This is a genomic window from Buchnera aphidicola (Kaburagia rhusicola ensigallis), assembly GCA_039830025.1.
Classification (GTDB): Bacteria; Pseudomonadota; Gammaproteobacteria; order Enterobacterales; family Enterobacteriaceae; genus Buchnera_B; species Buchnera_B aphidicola_AW.
Map to the genome: position 1 here is coordinate 276,820 of CP140040.1, position 19,373 is coordinate 296,192.

General features: G+C 25.1%; 17 protein-coding genes. 10 read left to right on the plus strand and 7 right to left on the minus strand.

The features are described 5' to 3' along the window. Positions 1–124: 124 nt before the first annotated feature. Positions 125–1,933 (minus strand): translation elongation factor 4, encoded by a 1,809-nt coding sequence (lepA, locus tag U0T55_01215; protein ID XBC43034.1) that lies wholly within the window; start codon positions 1,931–1,933, stop codon positions 125–127. 430 nt (positions 1,934–2,363) lie between these two features. Here lepA and mnmA point away from each other — a divergent pair, with 430 nt between their 5' ends. The 9 genes from mnmA (at position 2,364) to lipA (ending at position 12,217) form a co-directional block, all read left to right on the plus strand. Continuing rightward, a complete protein-coding gene (gene mnmA, locus U0T55_01220) occupies positions 2,364–3,476 on the plus strand; it encodes a tRNA 2-thiouridine(34) synthase MnmA (GenBank protein ID XBC43035.1) in 1,113 nt (370 codons plus the stop codon). Between the two features lie 42 nt (positions 3,477–3,518). Further along, positions 3,519–4,154 (plus strand): high frequency lysogenization protein HflD, encoded by a 636-nt coding sequence (gene hflD, locus U0T55_01225; protein ID XBC43036.1) that lies wholly within the window; start codon positions 3,519–3,521, stop codon positions 4,152–4,154. A gap of 57 nt (positions 4,155–4,211) precedes the next feature. Continuing rightward, positions 4,212–5,600, plus strand: a complete 1,389-nt coding sequence (gene purB / locus U0T55_01230) for an adenylosuccinate lyase (protein XBC43037.1) — start codon at positions 4,212–4,214, stop codon at positions 5,598–5,600. Positions 5,601–5,754: 154 nt separating this feature from the next. Beyond that, on the plus strand, positions 5,755–6,327 hold the full coding sequence (locus U0T55_01235; GenBank protein XBC43038.1) for a transglycosylase SLT domain-containing protein: 573 nt from the start codon (positions 5,755–5,757) through the stop codon (positions 6,325–6,327). A gap of 109 nt (positions 6,328–6,436) precedes the next feature. Then, positions 6,437–7,231, plus strand: coding sequence for an enoyl-ACP reductase (locus U0T55_01240; protein ID XBC43039.1), 795 nt, complete (start codon positions 6,437–6,439; stop codon positions 7,229–7,231). A gap of 312 nt (positions 7,232–7,543) precedes the next feature. Then, the gene (locus U0T55_01245; protein XBC43040.1) at positions 7,544–9,484 is read left to right on the plus strand and encodes an exoribonuclease II; all 1,941 of its coding nucleotides are present in this window, start codon (positions 7,544–7,546) and stop codon (positions 9,482–9,484) included. Positions 9,485–9,699: 215 nt separating this feature from the next. After that, complete coding sequence (locus U0T55_01250) at positions 9,700–10,347, plus strand: YchE family NAAT transporter (GenBank protein ID XBC43041.1); 648 nt, start codon at positions 9,700–9,702, stop codon at positions 10,345–10,347. 140 nt (positions 10,348–10,487) lie between these two features. After that, positions 10,488–11,114 carry a lipoyl(octanoyl) transferase LipB gene (lipB, locus tag U0T55_01255; GenBank protein XBC43042.1) on the plus strand — a complete coding sequence of 209 codons (627 nt, stop codon included), beginning with the start codon at positions 10,488–10,490 and terminating at the stop codon, positions 11,112–11,114. Positions 11,115–11,239: 125 nt separating this feature from the next. Continuing rightward, positions 11,240–12,217 (plus strand): lipoyl synthase, encoded by a 978-nt coding sequence (lipA, locus tag U0T55_01260; protein ID XBC43043.1) that lies wholly within the window; start codon positions 11,240–11,242, stop codon positions 12,215–12,217. A 12-nt stretch (positions 12,218–12,229) separates the two neighbouring features. Here the strand turns inward: lipA and pyrF are convergent, their stop codons facing one another. Then, the gene (gene pyrF / locus U0T55_01265) at positions 12,230–12,934 is read right to left on the minus strand and encodes an orotidine-5'-phosphate decarboxylase (GenBank protein XBC43044.1); all 705 of its coding nucleotides are present in this window, start codon (positions 12,932–12,934) and stop codon (positions 12,230–12,232) included. Between the two features lie 477 nt (positions 12,935–13,411). On the opposite strand from pyrF, the gene ribA reads away from it, so the two are divergent. Then, on the plus strand, positions 13,412–14,011 hold the full coding sequence (gene ribA, locus U0T55_01270) for a GTP cyclohydrolase II (GenBank protein ID XBC43045.1): 600 nt from the start codon (positions 13,412–13,414) through the stop codon (positions 14,009–14,011). A 944-nt stretch (positions 14,012–14,955) separates the two neighbouring features. On the opposite strand, the gene cls is transcribed toward ribA, so the two are convergent. The 5 genes from cls to trpA all read right to left on the minus strand — a co-directional run bounded on the left by cls (position 14,956) and on the right by trpA (position 19,373). Next, entirely contained in the window at positions 14,956–16,416 is a 1,461-nt protein-coding gene (gene cls / locus U0T55_01275; GenBank protein XBC43046.1) for a cardiolipin synthase, read from the minus strand. A gap of 249 nt (positions 16,417–16,665) precedes the next feature. Further along, positions 16,666–17,073, minus strand: coding sequence for an acyl-CoA thioester hydrolase YciA (gene yciA, locus U0T55_01280; GenBank protein ID XBC43047.1), 408 nt, complete (start codon positions 17,071–17,073; stop codon positions 16,666–16,668). Between the two features lie 30 nt (positions 17,074–17,103). Continuing rightward, the gene (locus U0T55_01285; protein XBC43048.1) at positions 17,104–17,640 is read right to left on the minus strand and encodes a septation protein A; all 537 of its coding nucleotides are present in this window, start codon (positions 17,638–17,640) and stop codon (positions 17,104–17,106) included. Between the two features lie 37 nt (positions 17,641–17,677). Continuing rightward, positions 17,678–18,418 (minus strand): YciC family protein, encoded by a 741-nt coding sequence (locus U0T55_01290; GenBank protein ID XBC43049.1) that lies wholly within the window; start codon positions 18,416–18,418, stop codon positions 17,678–17,680. Positions 18,419–18,560: 142 nt separating this feature from the next. Next, positions 18,561–19,373 (minus strand): tryptophan synthase subunit alpha, encoded by an 813-nt coding sequence (trpA, locus tag U0T55_01295; GenBank protein ID XBC43050.1) that lies wholly within the window; start codon positions 19,371–19,373, stop codon positions 18,561–18,563.

Below are 19,373 nucleotides of genomic sequence, written 5' to 3' on the forward strand. Positions count from 1 at the left end.
AGTAACTACTATGTTTTTTTTTTAAAGTTTGTTTTATTCTTTGCGATATCCAAAAAATTCCAGTAATCAATGTAGAAACTAATAGAAATATAATTAGATCATCATTACTCATAATAATTTCCTTTTATTGACCATATTTTAAGTTCATTTTGTTATTTAAAATAGATAAAAATACTTCTTGAGGTATATTGACATTTCCTATTTTTTTCATTTTTTTCTTGCCAGTTTTTTGTTTTTCTAATAATTTTTTCTTTCTAGTTACATCTCCTCCATAACATTTTGCTAATACATTTTTTCTTAATTGTTTGACAGTAGAACGTGCAATGACTTTTGTACCTATCATGGCTTGAATAACAATGTTAAATTGATGTCGAGGAATTAATGATTTCATTTTTTCTATTATTACGCGTCCTTGCATAGTAGATTGTTTTTTATGAATTATTAATGATAAAGAATCAATTTTTTTATAATTAATGAGTATATCTAATTTTTTCATATCAGAAGTTTGATACGATTCAAAATCGTATTCTAATGATGCATACCCACTCGATTCAGATTTTAATTGATCAAAAAAGTTTAATATAATTTCTGACATGGGTATGTTATAACACAATAATACTTGATTTTCATAATAAATTATATTATTTTGTATTCCTCTTTTTTGTGAACATAATAGCAATATTTTTCCTAAATATTGAATTGGAAGTAGAATTTTACATTTAGCAATAGGCTCTTGAATTTTCTTAATTTTGTTTAGTTCGGGAAGTTTAGATGGAGAATCAAGAAAAAATATTTTATCTTCGGATGTTATGATTTTATATACTACCGTAGGAGCAGTAGTTATTATTTCTAAATTATATTCTCTTTCTAACCTCTCTTTTATAATTTCCATATGTAGTAGTCCTAAAAATCCGCATCTAAATCCAAACCCTAATGCTATAGAAGTTTCAATTTCATAAAATAAAGACGTATCGTTTAAACTTAGTTTCTCTAATGCATTCTTAAAAGTGTTAAATTGATTAGATTTAGTTGTAAATAATCCTGCGTAAATTTTTGGTTTAACTTTTTTAAAACCAGGTAATGTATATTCTGAATTACTATAAATGGTAGTCAAAGTATCTCCTACAGGAGCACCAATAATGCTTCTGATTCCGCAAATAATCCAACCTATTTCTCCACATTCTAAATAATCTCTATATATGCGTTTTGGAGTAAATATTCCTATTTTTTCTACAGAATAGATTTTTCCTGTACTCATGATTTTAATTTTAGATTTTTTTTTGAGAATTCCATTTTTAATACAAATTAAAGATACTACTCCTAAATAATTATCAAACCATGAATCAATAATCAATGCTTGAAATTCGTTATTTATATTACCTTTAGGAGGTGCAATGTTGTGAATAATGCATTCTAATAAATTTGTAATACCTTCACCTGTTTTTGCTGAACAATATATTGAATTTTCAGTAGAAATTCCTATAATATTTTTTATGTCTTTTTCTACTTTAATAGGATTAGCATTGGGTAAATCAATTTTATTTAATACGGGTATAATTTTTAGGTTCATATTTATAGCTTTATGACAATTAGATACGGTTTGTGCTTCTACTCCTTGTACTGAATCTACAATCAATAAAACACCTTCACAAGCAGATAAAGAACGTGATACTTCGTAGGAAAAGTCTACATGACCTGGTGTATCAATGAAATTTAATTGATATTTTTTATTTTTTATGGATGTATACTGTATTGTAACACTCTGTGCTTTAATGGTAATGCCTCGTTCTCTTTCTAATTCCATTGAATCTAATACTTGGGAGCACATTTCTCGTTTTGATAAACCACCACAAATTTGAATAAATCTGTCAGATATAGTTGATTTTCCATGGTCTATATGGGCAATAATACAAAAATTTCTTATTTCTTTCATTGAATTTAAAATAACTCCTGATAAGATTAAATCATTTTACTATTTTAATTAAATTTATATTATTTACAACATTATTAGTATATTTAATAATATGGGTGTTATATAAGTTTTTCGTATATATCATTGTATTTATATGCCATCCAATTCAATATATAAATTAAAATATGTCATGATATCTTTAATAAGATTAACATAGATTATTGATAATATTAATATATCAATTATGTTGTTAAAATTTTTAAAAACGTAAATAATTAAAATATTTTTTAAAATATACTTTATTGTTTGTTAATCTTTATAATATAAATTAATTTTTAAGTATTATTGCATGATAAAAATTAATAAATGTTGTTTATGATTTTACTTTGATTTTAAAAAATGTTATATAGAGTGTTTTAATGAAAATTTTACATTTAAAAAAATAAATAATATGTTGAAATTAAAAAAAAAAGTGATTTTAGCTATGTCTGGGGGTGTAGATTCATCTGTATCTGCATGGATGTTGAAGCAACAAAACTATCACGTAGAAGGTTTGTTTATGAAAAATTGGGAGGAAAGTGACAACGATTTTTATTGTTCTGCAAAACAAGATTTGGAAGACGCTGAGCATGTTTGTCGTCAATTGGGCATTTATCTCAATACAGTAAACTTTTCTTTTGAATATTGGGAAAATGTATTTCAAGTGTTTATAAAAGAATATCAATTAGGTAGAACACCTAATCCTGATATATTATGTAATAAGGAAATAAAATTTAAAGTATTTTACGAATTTGCTGTTAATAATTTAGGAGCTGATTTTATTGCAACTGGTCATTACGTGCAAAAAAAATATTTTAAAAAATCATCGTTTTTATTACGTGGCATTGACCTTGACAAAGATCAAAGTTATTTTTTATATACCATTAATAAAAATATTCTTGATAAGTGTTTATTTCCATTAGGAAAATTTACCAAAAAAACAGTGCGTAATATAGCTAAAAGTTTAAATTTAATTGTGTCTGATAAAAAAGATTCTACTGGGATTTGTTTTATAAATCCAAAGAATATTAATCATTTTTTAAATGTTTATGTTCCTCAAAAGAAAGGAGATATAGTTACACCTTGTGGCAAAATAATAGGACAGCATAATGGATTAGCGCATTATACTTTAGGTCAAAGAAAAGGATTAGGAGTTGGAGGAATTAAGGGTATTCAAAACATTCCATGGTATGTAGTAGATAAAAACATTGTACGTAATTCTCTAACTGTTGCTCAAGGTATAAATAATGATTATTTAATGTCTATAGGATTGATAGCATATCAGTTACATTGGATAAATCGTATTCAGCTAAGTAACGTTCCTTTTTTTTGTTCAGTGAAAATTCGATATTGTCATAAAGATGTTTCATGTCAAATATTTTTATATAAGAAAAAATTTGTTAAGGTATTGTTTCAAAATCCAATTTCATCCATTACTCCTGGACAATCTGCAGTGTTCTATTTGTCTGAGTTATGTCTTGGGGGGGGGATAATTAAAACAAGATTACCTATTTTATCACTATAAATCAATCATAGTATTTTTTACATTTTAGGGAAATATATAATTGTGACAAAGAATTTTTATTCGATTATGTTGTCTCTTTCTGGAATATGTCAATCTGTTGCTATTGTGTGTCAACTGTCTCAAACTGGAATTTGTAATAATGATGCATTTAAAATTAGTATTGATAGTATTTTAAATATTAATCCCGAAACTACATTATCTGTATATGGGAATTCAGAAAAAAATTTACAGTTGGGTATAACAACGTTATTATCTTTATTACATAATTCTAATAGTTATGATACTTCAGCAAAAATGTTACGCTATATATTAAAAATAATGATTTTAGAAAAAAAATTAAAAAAAAATGCTATTTATAATGAAATGTTATTTCAACGTATTTCTGAATTAATTAAAAAAAATGTTAATGGCTTTAGTTCATATGATATATTAACTGATCATTTATCAGAAATATATTTAAATATAATCAGTAAGTTAGGATCTCGTATTCAAGTATTTGGATCACCAGAAATTCTAAAAAATATATTAATACAGAACAAAATTCGTTGTGCTTTATTTTCAGGAATTCGTTCGGCTGTTTTGTGGAGGCAGGTAGGTGGTAATTTTTTTCAATTTATTTTTTTTAGAAATCAAATATATAATCAAGCAAACAATGTATTTAAAAAATTTTCTTCTTAAACTTTTTGAATTATAAGTTTAAGATTTACATATATTTTTTAAAGAGGTACATACACAATGATATTATCATCTTTAACTGCTATTTCACCTATTGATGGACGTTATAATAGTCATACTGTTAAACTGAGAGAAATTTTTAGCGAATATGCATTCTTAAAATTTCGAGTAAAAGTTGAGATTTTGTGGTTAAAAAAACTGTTAACATTACATGAAATAAAGTTATTTGAACGAGAAGATGAAAAAATTAATTTTCATCTTGATGAAATTATAAATAATTTTAATGAAAATGATGCTCAAAATATAAAAAAATTAGAAAAAACTATTAATCATGATGTAAAATCAATAGAATATTTTTTAAAAGATAAATTGTTTAAAATTCTAGGAACACATCGTATCATAAACTTTGTACACTTTTCTTGTACTTCAGAAGATATAAATAATTTAGCTTATTCTCTAATGCTGAAAACTGCTAAAGAAAAAATTATCATTCCGATGTGGGAAAATATCATTAAAGAAATAAAAAAAATTATATCTCATTATTATAATTTTCCTATTTTGTCTCGTACTCATGGCCAACCAGCCACTCCTTCTACTATAGGAAAAGAAATGGTTAATTTTTCTTATAGAATAGAACGTCAACTAAAACAGTTAAAAAAAATCAATTTATTAGGAAAAATTAACGGTTCTACAGGAAATTATAATGCTCATTTTTCTGCTTATCCTAATGTAAATTGGCATCAAATTAGTCAAGAATTTGTGGTTTCTCTTGGATTGGTTTGGAACCCTTACACTACTCAAATTGAACCACATGATTATATTTCTGAATTTTTTAGTTGCATAGCCAGAGTTAACACAATTCTAATTAATTTTAACCAAGATATGTGGGGATATATTTCATTAAACTATTTTATTCAAAAAAATAATTCAAATGAAGTAGGATCTTCTATTATGCCTCATAAAATCAATCCTATAAATTTTGAAAAATCTGAAGGTAATCTCGGGCTTTCTAACGCTATAATAAACCATTTCGTTAGCAAGTTACCTATTTCTCGCTGGCAGAGGGATTTAAGTGATTCTACAGTATTACGAAATATAGGATCGGTAATTGCCTATTCAGTAATAGCATATGATTCCCTGATATTAGGAATGCAAAAATTAAAAGTAAATGAAGTACAATTATTAGAAGATTTAGATAAACATTGGGAAATATTAGCAGAACCAATTCATACTGTAATGTGTAAATATGGGATAAGAGATGCTTATGATAAATTGAAGTTATTAACTAGAGGAAATAAAATTAATTCAGCTATAATTCATAGTTATATCAATAGTTTAACTATTCCAGAAGAGGAAAAAATACAATTAATTCAATTAACACCCATGAATTATTTAGGATTAGCAACAAAATTAGCAAAAAATTTTAAAAATCAACAGTACTATGAATAATATATTTATGCCATCATAGCAACTTTAATATATTTCAAGTAACTATATTTTCTAATTAAATTTTGTTTTTAAATAAAAAAGAACAATAACTTATGTATAAATATCAATTTTTAAAAAAAAAATAGTATCTATAGCGTGCATGGGATTTTGTGCGATGTTTTTTTCTGGATTATATCATGTAGATAAAAGACATGATATTTATTATAAAACACATAATAATAATCGATTTTGTTCTACTAAATTTATAAAGTCTTGGTCTAGCATAATTAAAAAGTCTTCAAAGAAGTATAATGTTGATCCGAAATTAATTAAATCTATTATTTGTATCGAATCATCTGGAAACAAAAAAGCTACTAGCCGTTCTCATGCTGTTGGATTGATGCAAATAAAACCTTTAAGTGCTGGTAAAGAAGTGTATCGTTTTAAAAAAAAAGATGGTCACCCATCTGTTTATGATTTATATAATCCTAAAATTAATATTGACATAGGAACAGCATACATTCATATTTTACAAAATAGGGATTTAGTAGGCATCAATAATACAGAAATGTTAAGATATGCTACGATTGTATCGTATGTAAATGGTTCAGATACGTTGTTAAAAATTTTATCTAATAATAGAAAAATAGCAGTAAAAAAAATAAATAAAATGACAAAAAGAGAATTTTTTCATTACATAAAAAAAAACATCCAGCCTTGCAAGCTTGGAAATATCTTGAAAAAATAATGATGATTTACGATTTGATGTAATGCTAATGCGTTAAGAAACAAATCTATATATGTAAAAATTTGTATAATTTAATAAAATATAAATTGTTGTCATAGGATAATAGAATATGGGTTTTATGAAAGGTAAAAAAATTTTGATTACTGGAATAGCAAATCGGTATTCTATTGCTTTCGGTATAGCAAAAGCAATGCATGCACAAAAAGCTACATTAGCATTGACATATCATCTCGATAAGGTGAAAGAAAAAGTGTATTCTTTAGCACAAGAATTAGGAATTAACATTGTTTTTCCGTGCGATGTTTCTAGTGATGAAAGTATTAAAACATTGTTTTTTAATATATCAAAAAAATGGAAAAAATTTGATGGTTTTGTTCATGCTATTGCTTTTTCTCCACGAAATCAAATGTCCGGAGATTATGTTAGCAATATAACTAGAAGCGACTTTTCTCGCGTGCATGATATTAGTTCTTACAGCTTCGTTGGAATGGCTAAAGAATGTCGATCAATGTTAAAAAAAAATTCTTCAATTTTAACTTTAAGTTATATAGGTTCTAAAAAAGTGATACCCAATTATAATATTATGGGTGTTGCTAAAGCTTCTTTAGAATCTAATGTGAGATATATGGCTCATAGTATGGGAATTGACAGTATCAGAGTAAATGCAATATCATCTGCCCCTATTAAGACTTTATCTTCATATGGAATAAAAAATTTTCGAAAAATGTTAAATTTTAGTAATAGTATCACTTTTAGTAATCACCCGGTTACTATTCAAGATATAGGTAATACTGCAGCATTTTTATGTTCTAATTTATCTAAGGGTATTACTGGTCAGACAATTTATGTAGATGGAGGATTTAATATTACTACTATGAATAAATTAGATAATGAACCACATTGATAAATCATTTTTTATTTTTTTGCATTTTTGCGTAGTTTAAGATAGTCCTAGTCTTACATATGCAAAAAAATTATTATTGGTTCTTATGTGCCTCGACCAAATATGAACTTTTATAGTATTAATGATAGTCATAGTGATTGATATCACATATTTATGTCTATAAAATTACGTATAAGATATATAAAGTAGATAATATAGTTATTATGGTTAATGTATTTTTAACATTTTTATTTAAGATATTATCATTATTAATATTTTCATAAATATTGTGTTTGATGTGTTTGCTTCATTTTAAATACAGGATTTATACTCATGTTTCGTAATCATCCATTGCTGTCACGATTAAAAAAAAAATTGCATTCTAAGATAACTCGTATTGAAGGAATTGTAAAAAGTACAGAAAAAGGATTTGGATTTTTAGAAATAGATTCACGAACTAGTTATTTTATACCACCTCGAAAAATGAAACGCGTTATGCATGGAGATCGTATTATAGCTCAATTGAAAATTGAACATGCTCGAGAAATTGTTTGTCCAGAAAGGTTAGTAGAACCATTTTTGTCGAAATTTGTTGGAAGAGTTCAAAAAATAAAAAATACTTTTTATATAAAACCGGATTATCCATTTTTAAAAGAACTAATTGTTTGTGTTATTTCTGGTTCATTTCTGAACAACATTCGCACTGGAGATTGGGTGATGGCTGTATTAATTCAGCACAAATTAAGAGGAGATTGTAGATTTTCTGCTGAATTAATTAAGTTTATTGCAGAACATAAAAATCCATTAGTACCATGGTTAGTGACTCTTTCACGACATAAATTAGACATATCAGAACCTAAATTAAATAAATCTGAGGTAATTTTTCATGATCATCATTCAAGAATAGATTTGACTAATTTAAATTTTATCACTATTGATCATAGTTCTACAAAGGATATTGATGATGCCTTGTTTATAGAAAAAGAAGTATTAGGAATGTTTAGTTTAATTGTAGCTATTGCTGATCCTACTGCTTATATCCCTTTGGGAAGTATATTAGACGATATTGCATTCAAAAGAGGATTTACTAACTATTTACCTGGTTTAAATGTTCCTATGCTACCTCGTTTTTTATCAGAAGATAAGTGTTCATTAAAGATGAACCAACGTCGCCCTGCTGTAGCATGCAAGATTTTTTTTAATTATGATGGAACTATATTACATGAAAAAACTAATTTCTTTTTAACGTGGATCAAATCTAAATCTCAATTGTCATACGAATCTGTATCTGACTGGTTAGAACATAAGGGAACATGGCGTCCAGAATCTCATTTAGTAGCTAATCAATTATCTTTATTAAATGAGTTATGTATTTTAAGAACTCGATGGAGAAAAAAAAATGCATTATTGTTTAAAGAACGTCCAGAGTATTTTTTTAAAATATCAGATACTTTTAAAGTATTAGGAATTTGTATTGAATCTAAACGTATAGCTAATAAAATTATTGAAGAAGCCATGATAGCAGCTAATGTATGTGCGGCTCAATTATTGTCAGATAAACTAGGTTTTGGAGTATATAATATACATTCTGGATTTGAATCTATTAATGCAGAGTGCGCTGTTTCATTATTATCTAAATATGACCTTTTATTTGATATTAATCAAATTCAAACATTAGAAGGATTTTGTAAATTACGACGTACGTTGGATGACATGTCAAATGAATATCTTAATAATCGTATTCAAAAATTTTTATCTTTTGGAGAAATAAATAGTATACCAAGTCCTCATTTTGCTTTGGGATTACCAATTTATGCTACGTGGACATCACCTATTAGAAAATACGGAGATATAGTTAATCATCGTCTTTTAAAAATAATTATTACAGGTATTGGTGAAGCTCTTCCACCTAGTAATGAAATTTTATCAAAAATTACTGATATACGTCGTCGTATTAGAGTTGCAAAAAGAGACATAGAAAATTGGTTGTATACTTCTTTTTTAAAAAAAACAAATTGTGAAAATAAAGTTTTTAATGCTAAGATAACTGATATATTTCGTTCTGGAATGAAAGTTAAATTGTTGGAAAATGGAGCAAATGTATTCATACCAGCTCCCTTTTTACATAATGTCAAACATGAATTAGTTTGCGATAAAGAAAAGGGAATTGTGTATATTACTGGAAAGGAATATTATACTATTTCTAATATGATTCAAGTTGTATTAACGGACATAAAAACAGACACAAGAAGAATAATAGGCAAACCAATTTAATATATATAGAACATCAATTTTTGTAAATTTTTATAGTTTCTAATATGTAATGAAGTCTATTTAGAAAAATGAACATTATATTTTTAATATTTAAAAAGAATTATTCCAACATATTTAAATATTTTGATATGTTATTATTTTATATTAAAATTATTAATTTTTATCTATTAGCTATTTAATATTTTATTTAATTAATGATAATTTAGGAGTAAAACATGCATATTTCTGTGTTTGATTTGTCCGAATATATAAGTTTTTTTTTCAGCTTATTTGCTTTAGTTAATCCTATCGGAATGATTCCAATTTTTACCAGTATGACTAATTTTCAGTCTATAGAGGAAAGAAATCAAACAAATTTTACTGCAAATTTAGCAGTAGTTTTTATTTTATTTTTTTCTTTACTTTTTGGTAACATTGTTTTAGATTTATTTAATATTTCTTTAAGTTCTTTTCGGATTTCAGGAGGAATATTAATCATTTCTATCGCATTTTCTATGGTAAATGGGAAGTTAATAGCCAGTATAAAAGATAATAACAACAAAAATGTACAAAACAGTTTTACAGATAGTATTGCAGTGGTTCCGCTAGCTATGCCTCTAATAGCGGGTCCAGGAGCAATTAGTGCTACTATCATTTGGAGTACTCACTATTCTAGTTGGATTAATACGTTAGGATGTACTATTACAATAATTCTCTTTTCGTTATTATGTTGGTGTCTATTCAAAATTGCACCTTTAATTGCAAATATCATAGGTGAAAGTGGAATTAATATTATGACTCGAATTATGGGTTTACTATTGATGTCTATAGGTATAGAATTTATCGTCGCTGGTTTAAAGTCTATTTTTTTTAGTTATATTTGAATTTCTTTTTTATAGTTTTTAAGTCATAACTAATTTCATAAATTTTGATGTAAAATAATTTTTTTAGATACTTTGTCGTGTACAATATTTATAATATTAAATGTTGTAGTCTTTTCATTTTTGATAGGTTATCAATAGTTGTGAAATCTAACCTTAAAATTCGTAATTTAGGATTACGTCATATTAAAGTTATATCAAATTATATGAAATATTTTACTATTACGAGAGATAAATTTACGTTAGATGAAATATGGTTAGTACAACACTATCCTACCTTTACTTTTGGAATTAGTGAAAAAAAATGTCGTTGGTTTATTCCAAAAAATATTCCAATTTTATTTAGTAACAGAGGAGGAAAAACGACATATCATGGCCCAGGTCAGTTAGTAGTATATTTTTTATTAGATTTAGTACGTCGTAAAATGAAAATAAGTCAACTTATTTTATTAATGCAAAAAATAATATTGTCTACTTTGCAATGTTTTTCTATTCATGCATATGCTTCCAAAAAATTTCCTGGAATATATGTAAACGATAAAAAAATATGTTCTTTTGGATTGCGTATTAAAAAAGGTTGTTCTCTACATGGTATGGCTTTAAACATTGATATGAATCTGTCTCCATTTAACTATATTAATCCTTGCGGGAATAACATTAAAATGACACAAGTCATTGATATTCAACCTTCTTTAAGTTTTAGAATAGTTCAATCAGTATTAATAAACAACATTAAAAATATTTTTTATGATTTTAATGTAAATATATAGTATTAATTAACGGTTATTAATAATTTACTGGTAATGCATTTCAAAAATTTATAATATAAGAACGTTATAAATTTTTGAAAGAATAAATATTGTTTATTAATACATATTGATAGGAAGATTAAAAAATGCATGATAAAAAGTCAAAAAAATTATGTAACAAAAATATTAACACATTATATAAAAAAAACATATCAGTAAAAGTTTTGCCAAATTTTAGTGACCAAATTTTAAAAAAACCTAACTGGGTAAAAATTAAATTTCCATCTGATACAAAAAAAATTCGTCGTACTAAATATACTTTGAGAAAAAACAAGTTAAATACTGTGTGCGAACAAGCATTGTGTCCAAATTTATTTGAATGCTTTAATAAAGGTACAGCTACGTTTATGATTCTTGGTGCAATTTGTACTAGGAGATGCCCTTTTTGTGCAATAGACCATGGAAATAATCCATCTGTTATTAATTTAAAAGAACCACAACAATTAGCTAAAGCTGTAATAGACCTAAATATGAATTATATTGTTATTACTTCTGTAGTTCGAGATGATTTAAAAGATCGAGGAGCAGAGCATTTTTTAAATTGTATTCAAGCTATTCGTCAAAAGAAAAACGTTATAATTGAAATTTTAGTTCCAGATTTTAGGGGAGCTTTGCGAAATGCTATTAAAACTATTAGTTTATCTCCACCAGATGTATTTAATCACAATTTAGAAAATGTACCGAGATTATATAAATTAGTACGACCTGGAGCAAATTACAAAAAATCACTAAAATTATTAGAACTATTTAAAATCAATAATCCAATGATTCCAACTAAATCAGGTTTGATGTTGGGATTAGGAGAAACTGAAAACGAAGTAATACAGGTTATGAAAGATTTGTTTAATAGTGGTACAAGTATATTAACTTTGGGTCAATATTTGCAACCTAGTATTGCGCATTTTCCAGTTCAAAGATATGTTGATCCATTAGAATTTTTGCAATTTCAAAAAGAAGCATTATCAATAGGATTTGAAAAAGCTTTCTGCGGACCTTTTGTTCGTTCATCTTATCATGCTGAATTCCAATATAAACATTCTAAATCTATTTTAAAAAATATATGAATTTTGAAACTTTTAAATTTTTAAATTAGAATAAATGTTTTTTAATACAATGGATGGATTTTTTAGAGATGTAATAGCCCTTCCAACAACAATATAATCAACATTATATTTTTTAGCTTGTTGCGGAGTAATAACGTTTTTTTGATCATAGCACATACTTTTTTGGAATCGAATTCCAGGCACTAATATTTTTAGCTTTTTTCCTAGGTTTTTTTTAACGTCTAACACTGTATTTCCTGGACAAATAATGCCATCTAAATTACAATTTTGTGCTAATTTTGATAGAACTAACACATAATTTTGAATGGACATATTAATTCCCATATTGCGAATATCTAATTCATCAAAACTAGTAAGTGCTGTTACACCCATTAGTAGCGGTTTTTTTTCATGGAAAGGTTTTAATGCTAACTTAGCTGAATGTAACATTTGTATACCTCCACAGATGTGTATACTAATCATCCACACATCTAAACTAGCTACTGCTTGTATAGTTTTAAATATTGTATGAGGAATATCATAGAATTTTAGATCTAAAAAAATATTAAATCCCATTTTTTGTAGTTCTTTTATAAATTTGTTTCCAAATAAAGTAAACATAATCTTTCCTATTTTTAGTGCATAAATATTAGGATTAAGAGTATTTATTAGTTTCATGGCTTTATTTTTGCTAACAAAATCTAAAGCAATAATAATAATTGGTTTTTGAATAGTCATATCTATTAGACTTATATTAGTGACACAAATTATTTTTTAAAATATTTAATATATAAATTACGAAACATTGAATTATAGATATTTATATATTTCAGATATTTTAACGAATTCTCGAGTTTTAATAATTCATTTTTTCGAAACATTTAATGATTTTAAAATAGAAATATGCCATCATAAATAATATTATTATCTGTAATTAATGTTAATAAATGTAAAATTTATAATAACATCAATAAATTTATTAAAGAATATTTGTAATCTTACACTATGCATTTAATAATTCAGTTTTTATTTTTTTAAATTAATAAACTATATATTTATTTATTAAAAAATTATCATTAATATGATAATTAAACATTATCAAAATTACAATATATATAATTTGTATATATTTATATTAACAAAGAAAATATTTTTTTACAAAATAATATAATTAAAAAATAAAATTTTAACAAAATAAAAAAAAATGGAGAGTATATGCAGCTTAAAAGGATAGCAGAAACTAAATTACCTACTATATTTGGTGAATTTTTGATGATTGTTTTCGAAGAGAAAAATGGAGGAAAAAATCATATTGCTTTAGTTTACGGAAATATCAAAAATCATCGTCCAGTTTTATCAAGAATTCATTCTGAATGTCTTTCGGGTGATGCATTATTTAGTTTGCGTTGTGATTGTGGCTTTCAGTTACAATCAGCATTAATGACTATTGCTCAAGCTGGTAGTGGAGTACTTATATATCACCGCCAAGAAGGAAGAAATATTGGTTTATCCAATAAAGTTCGGGCTTATGCATTACAAGATATAGGATTAGATACTGTTGAAGCTAATCATTATTTAGGCTTTTCTAAAGATGAAAGGGATTTTACTTTTTGCGCAGATATATTTAAACTATTAGATATAAAAAAAATACGATTATTAACGAATAATCCGTTAAAAGTAAAAATATTAAAAAAAAATGGTATTAAAATTATAGAAAGAATATCATTAATCGTTGGAAGAAATTCCAACAATTACAAATATTTAAATACTAAAGCAAAAAAAATGGGTCACATTTTACCAATTTTAAATAAATAACATTTCAAATTGTAAAATTTGATTTTAATTTTTTATGAAATATTTATCTGTAAATATGTTATAAAGTGTAATACAGGTATTAATTAAAATAAAATCTTTGTTTTTTATTCACCATTGAATACTTCAAATGTTTTAAAAATAGTTCATTAATACATTAATAAATATATCACTCATAATAAATGATTATTTCTATATGTAGGCATCTTATATTTATTTCAATTTATCGCATGCCTACATAACATATATTTCAAATATAATACTATAAAAAGTCATGGTGTAATATTAAATAAACATCTAAAATTGATAATCTTAATGTACTTTTTATGTGATAATTTTGACACAAAAAATAATATTAAACATAAACTTTAATATTTATAACTGATTGAACCAAAATTTTTTAAAATAATGTGTTTATATATAAATACAAAATTATATAACCAACTTCTATTACATTGTAAATAAAAACAATAAATATTAAAATTTTTTAAATTAATTAAATAGGAGATACATCGAGAACAATAAATTTCATTTACAATTATTATTTGCGTGTAATTATAACTTTTTTAATATTTTCATTTTTATTTTTTTAAATTTCATTTTAAATATGTAAAATATTTTTAAAAATTTATTCAAATCATTATATAATAACAATACACTTAAAAAAATAATGTAATATTTTTAGAATAGTGAATTTATTTTTTAAAACGTTTATGTATTGTATTCTGAGTCTTAAAATTTAGAAATACATATTAGAATGTTTAGCTTTAAAAACTTGAGTATTAATCTGTGTTGTAAAATAAATTTATTTTTTATAATCATTATACGTATATGTATGTTTATATTTTAGAAGTTAGCAATAATACTATAATTCTGCAGTAAAACAGACAATTTAATATATTTCTGTTTATATATCAATTCCTTATGTATATAAAAATATAAATTTTTTATAATAAAGGGCTTAACAAATAAAATAATTTTTCTATTACTTTCTCCCAGTAAGATCTAATAGCCCATAATTTTGGATCTACTAATTTAGAATGCGAAATATATTCATTATGTAATAAAAATAAATCTTTTCCGAAAGTTTTGTTGTCTACTACTAAGGTAATTTCTAAATTTAACCATAAACTTCTCATGTCTAAATTTGCAGTACCAATTAAACTGAGTTGCGTGTCTATTAAGATACTTTTGCTATGTAACAATCCTTTTTCGAATTGATAAATTTTTACTCCAGATTCTAACAACTCACTGAAAAAAACACGACTAGCCCATTTAACTAATATAGAATCATTACTCTTTGGGATGATTAAACTTACTTCTACACCTCTTTGAGCAGCTGAGCATATCGCATATAGCAAATCATCGCTGGGAATTAAATATGGAGTTGTTATTATTATTTTCTTTCTTGCTGAATAAATAGAAGTTAATAATACTTGATGAATTATATTTTCAGTAAATCCTGGACCAGAAGCAATTATTTGTATAGCAGAAGTTTCGTTTTTAGATAAGGCATCTACTTTACATTTTGGTTTTCGTGGAAAAATTTTTTTTCCTGTTTCTATTTCCCAATCACAAGAATATACGATTCCCATAGTAGTAGCCACTGGCCCTTCTATACGTATCATTAAGTCTATCCATTGACCAACTTTTGATGATCTTTTAAACAAGCGTGGATCTACCAAATTCATACTTCCTGTGTACGTAATATAGTTATCTATAAGAATAAATTTTCGATGCTGTCTCAAGTCAATTCTTCTAAGGAAAAAGTGATATAAACTTATTTTTAGCGCTTCAACTATTTGTATTCCAGAGTTACGCATGATGTTAGCCCACTTACTTCTAAAAAATTCTAAACTACCTGCAGAATCTAACATGACTCTACATTTTATTCCTCTTTTAGCTGATTTCATTAAAGCTATTGCTACATCATCCGCTAATCCGCCAGGTTTCCAAATATAAAATACGATTTCAATATTTTTTCTTGCTAAATAAATATCATGTATTAAAGTCTTAATAATTTCTTTTGTGTTAGCTAACAATTTTAATTTACTATATTTAACACCTGATATTCCTTGTCTATGTTTGCATAACTGAAATACTGAAGTGGCTACTTCACTGTTATTTTTTTCAAAAATAGAACTACAAGATTTTAAATTACTTAACCACTTATTTTTTTTCGACCACATAGTACTAGCTAATTTTAATCGTCTTTTCCCAAGATAAAATTCTTTGAAAAACAACCAAGTGATAACACCTATTATAGGAAGTATGTAAATAGCCAATAACCAAGCCATTGCTGATGATATTGCTCGACGTTTAGAAAATATACGTATAGTTACACTAAAAATTAATAACCAATATCCCAAAATAGTTAACCAAGTGACTATATAAGAAAAATTAGCCATTTAATAATCCAGTTAATATTTTTAAAATTTTAAATGATAAAATAAAACATTAATTTTTTTATTTCTGTATTTTTTGTAATTATTATCATTTATAAAAAATTAAGTTGTGTATTTGCGATATTATTATTTAAAATGCAGATTTTAATATAATTATTGTATTTTAAAGTACATTTTTAAATTGTAAAAAATGTATTGCATTGTAATATAATTATATAATTGTAGTATGTAAATATAAATTGTTAACATACATCACATAATACTTAGTGGGAATATATTTCTAGGTTTTCCTTTTTTATCTATAGCTACATATACAAAAACGGCTTCTGTAGTACAATAATGCAATCCTAATGGTTCAGAAGTTACTTTTTTAATCCATACTTCAATTTTTACGGTAATTGAGCTATTTCCTACTTTTATACAATGCGCATAACAACTTACTACATCTCCTACGCTAACTGATCTTAAAAATGTCATTCCATTAACACTGACAGTTACTACTCTCCCTCCTGCTATTTCTTTTGCTAAGATAGCTCCTCCTATATCCATTTGAGACATAATCCATCCTCCAAAAATATCTCCGTTTGCATTAGTATTTGCTGGCATAGCTAAAGTTCGTAAGACTATTTTTCCTGTTGGTAATTTACATTTTTTATTCATAAATAATTTTTTCTCTGATAACGTTGTTAACTATTTATTTTTTTTGGATAGCAAAAGAGATATGTATATTCCATTAAGTAACATAAAACATAATGTTATCGAGGTTAATCCAAAAACTTTAAAAAATACCCATGCATTTTCCGATAAATAATGTATAACATATACATTTATGCCAGCACATGATAGAAAAAAAACAGACCAAATAATATTAAGTTTGTTCCAGGTAGAATTGGTTAATTTTATTTTTTTTCCTAACCATTTTTGTATGAGTAATTTTTTAAAACAAATTTGGTTAATAAAAAGCACGAGAGATAAAATTAAATATACTATTGTAACTTTCCATTTAATATAAGCGCTATTATGAAATAACAATGTTAAACTTCCAAAAAATAAAACAGAAATACAGTTAATATAATCTATTCTTTCAACTTTATTGAACATAATCTGCATTAATATACACGATAATACTGTTGTAATAATTAATACAATAGATGCGTAAAAAATATTGTAAAATTTATACGCAATAAAAAAGGCAAGAATTGGAGTAATATTAAGTAAATGCTTCATAAAAGTATGTCCGAAATGGTATTTAGTGATAATTTTATTATGCAGATAATAACATGTGAAAACGAAATAAATATATAACCAATATAGAAGAAATAAAATTAATTATTATGTTTAATGATAATAATAGTATGAATTCAGGAATGACTTTTACATCTGATAAAACTACTAAAACAACAAATTTTGAAAATAGCCATAATATAACAGCAGGAAAAATTATTTTTGCATGACATAAAGTCATTTTTATACTTGATAAAATAGATTGTATTATAGTTACATTGTTGACTATTAATATAATTGGAGATAAAGATAGTAGTATGACTAGTATTATCCCTGGCAATACTAATGATATTAATCCTATTTGAATAATCACAGTATTGACCAATATTAGCGTAAACAAGTTTAAAAATAAAAATAAATTTTTAGGTTTTAATTGTAAAAATAAATTTTCATTTTTAAATGAAATATATTGTATGAATATTATTAGGATACCTATTAATACAGTGTTTCCAACCAATGATGAAATTAGTTTTATTATTGAAAACAGTAATAGTTGTTTTTGTTGATTAGGTGTCAACGTTTGTATAAATTCGAATAATGAATAATATTGATCTTTTTTTGATTCATGAAAAAAAATTAATATATTTGAAGTAGGAGCAAAAAAATTATCTAAAGTTGCAGTTATGATAGAAGAAGCGAATATAATAACAAATACTGTTAACCATTGTGTTTTAAAAAAATTGACAGTGTCACGGTATAACGAATTTGCCGTGATATACATGAATTCTCCTTAATATTATGATTTTAGTATCAGAATATAATATTTCTATAAAACTATATTGTAATTATTTTGATATAATATGATCTTATAGAAATGCTACGTTCTGATACTAAAACATCATACTTATGTTTAGAAAGTAGCATTATGCAATAATTTTCGTAGCTTTTTTTAGAGATAGAGATAAATTTTTAATTTTTTGTATAAGTTTTTCTTCATCATGATAATATTGCTCAATCAATTGAATAATAATTGATCCGCAAATAATGCCAGATATTCCTGATAATATAATTTGTTTTATTTGCTTAGTATTAGAGATACCAAAACCCTGTATTATGGGTACATTAGTTATTTTTTTTAATTTATTAATTAAATATAATGGTGGCACTATTATTTCGTTATCTATCCCAGTAACTCCTGATCTAGATAATAAATAAATATATCCCGTGCTATATTTGGCAATTTTTTTAATTATGTTCTGTTCAGCATCAGGAGGACAGATAAACACCGGTGATATATGACAAATTTTAGCATATTTTCTAAAGCTATATGATTCTTCAATCGGAAGATCTGCTATTAATATAGAATCAATATCCATATTAGAACATTTTAAATAAAAGTCTTTAATTCCGAATTTAAATATTAAATTAGCATAAGATAATAATCCTATTGGAATAGTTTTATGTTTTTTACGTATATCATGTAACATTTTAAAACATTTATATATGCTAATACCAGAACTAAAAGCCCTTAAATTAGCATTTTGTATAATTTTACCATCTGCTAAAGGATCAGAAAATGGGATACCTAGTTCTAACCCGTCAGCTCCACTTTCAATTAAAATATCAATAATTTTCAATGATGTATTAATCGATGGATCACCTAAAATTACAAAAGGAATAAAGCAGCCATGTTTAAATGGAATTAATGTTTTATACAATTTTTGATAACGGTTCAT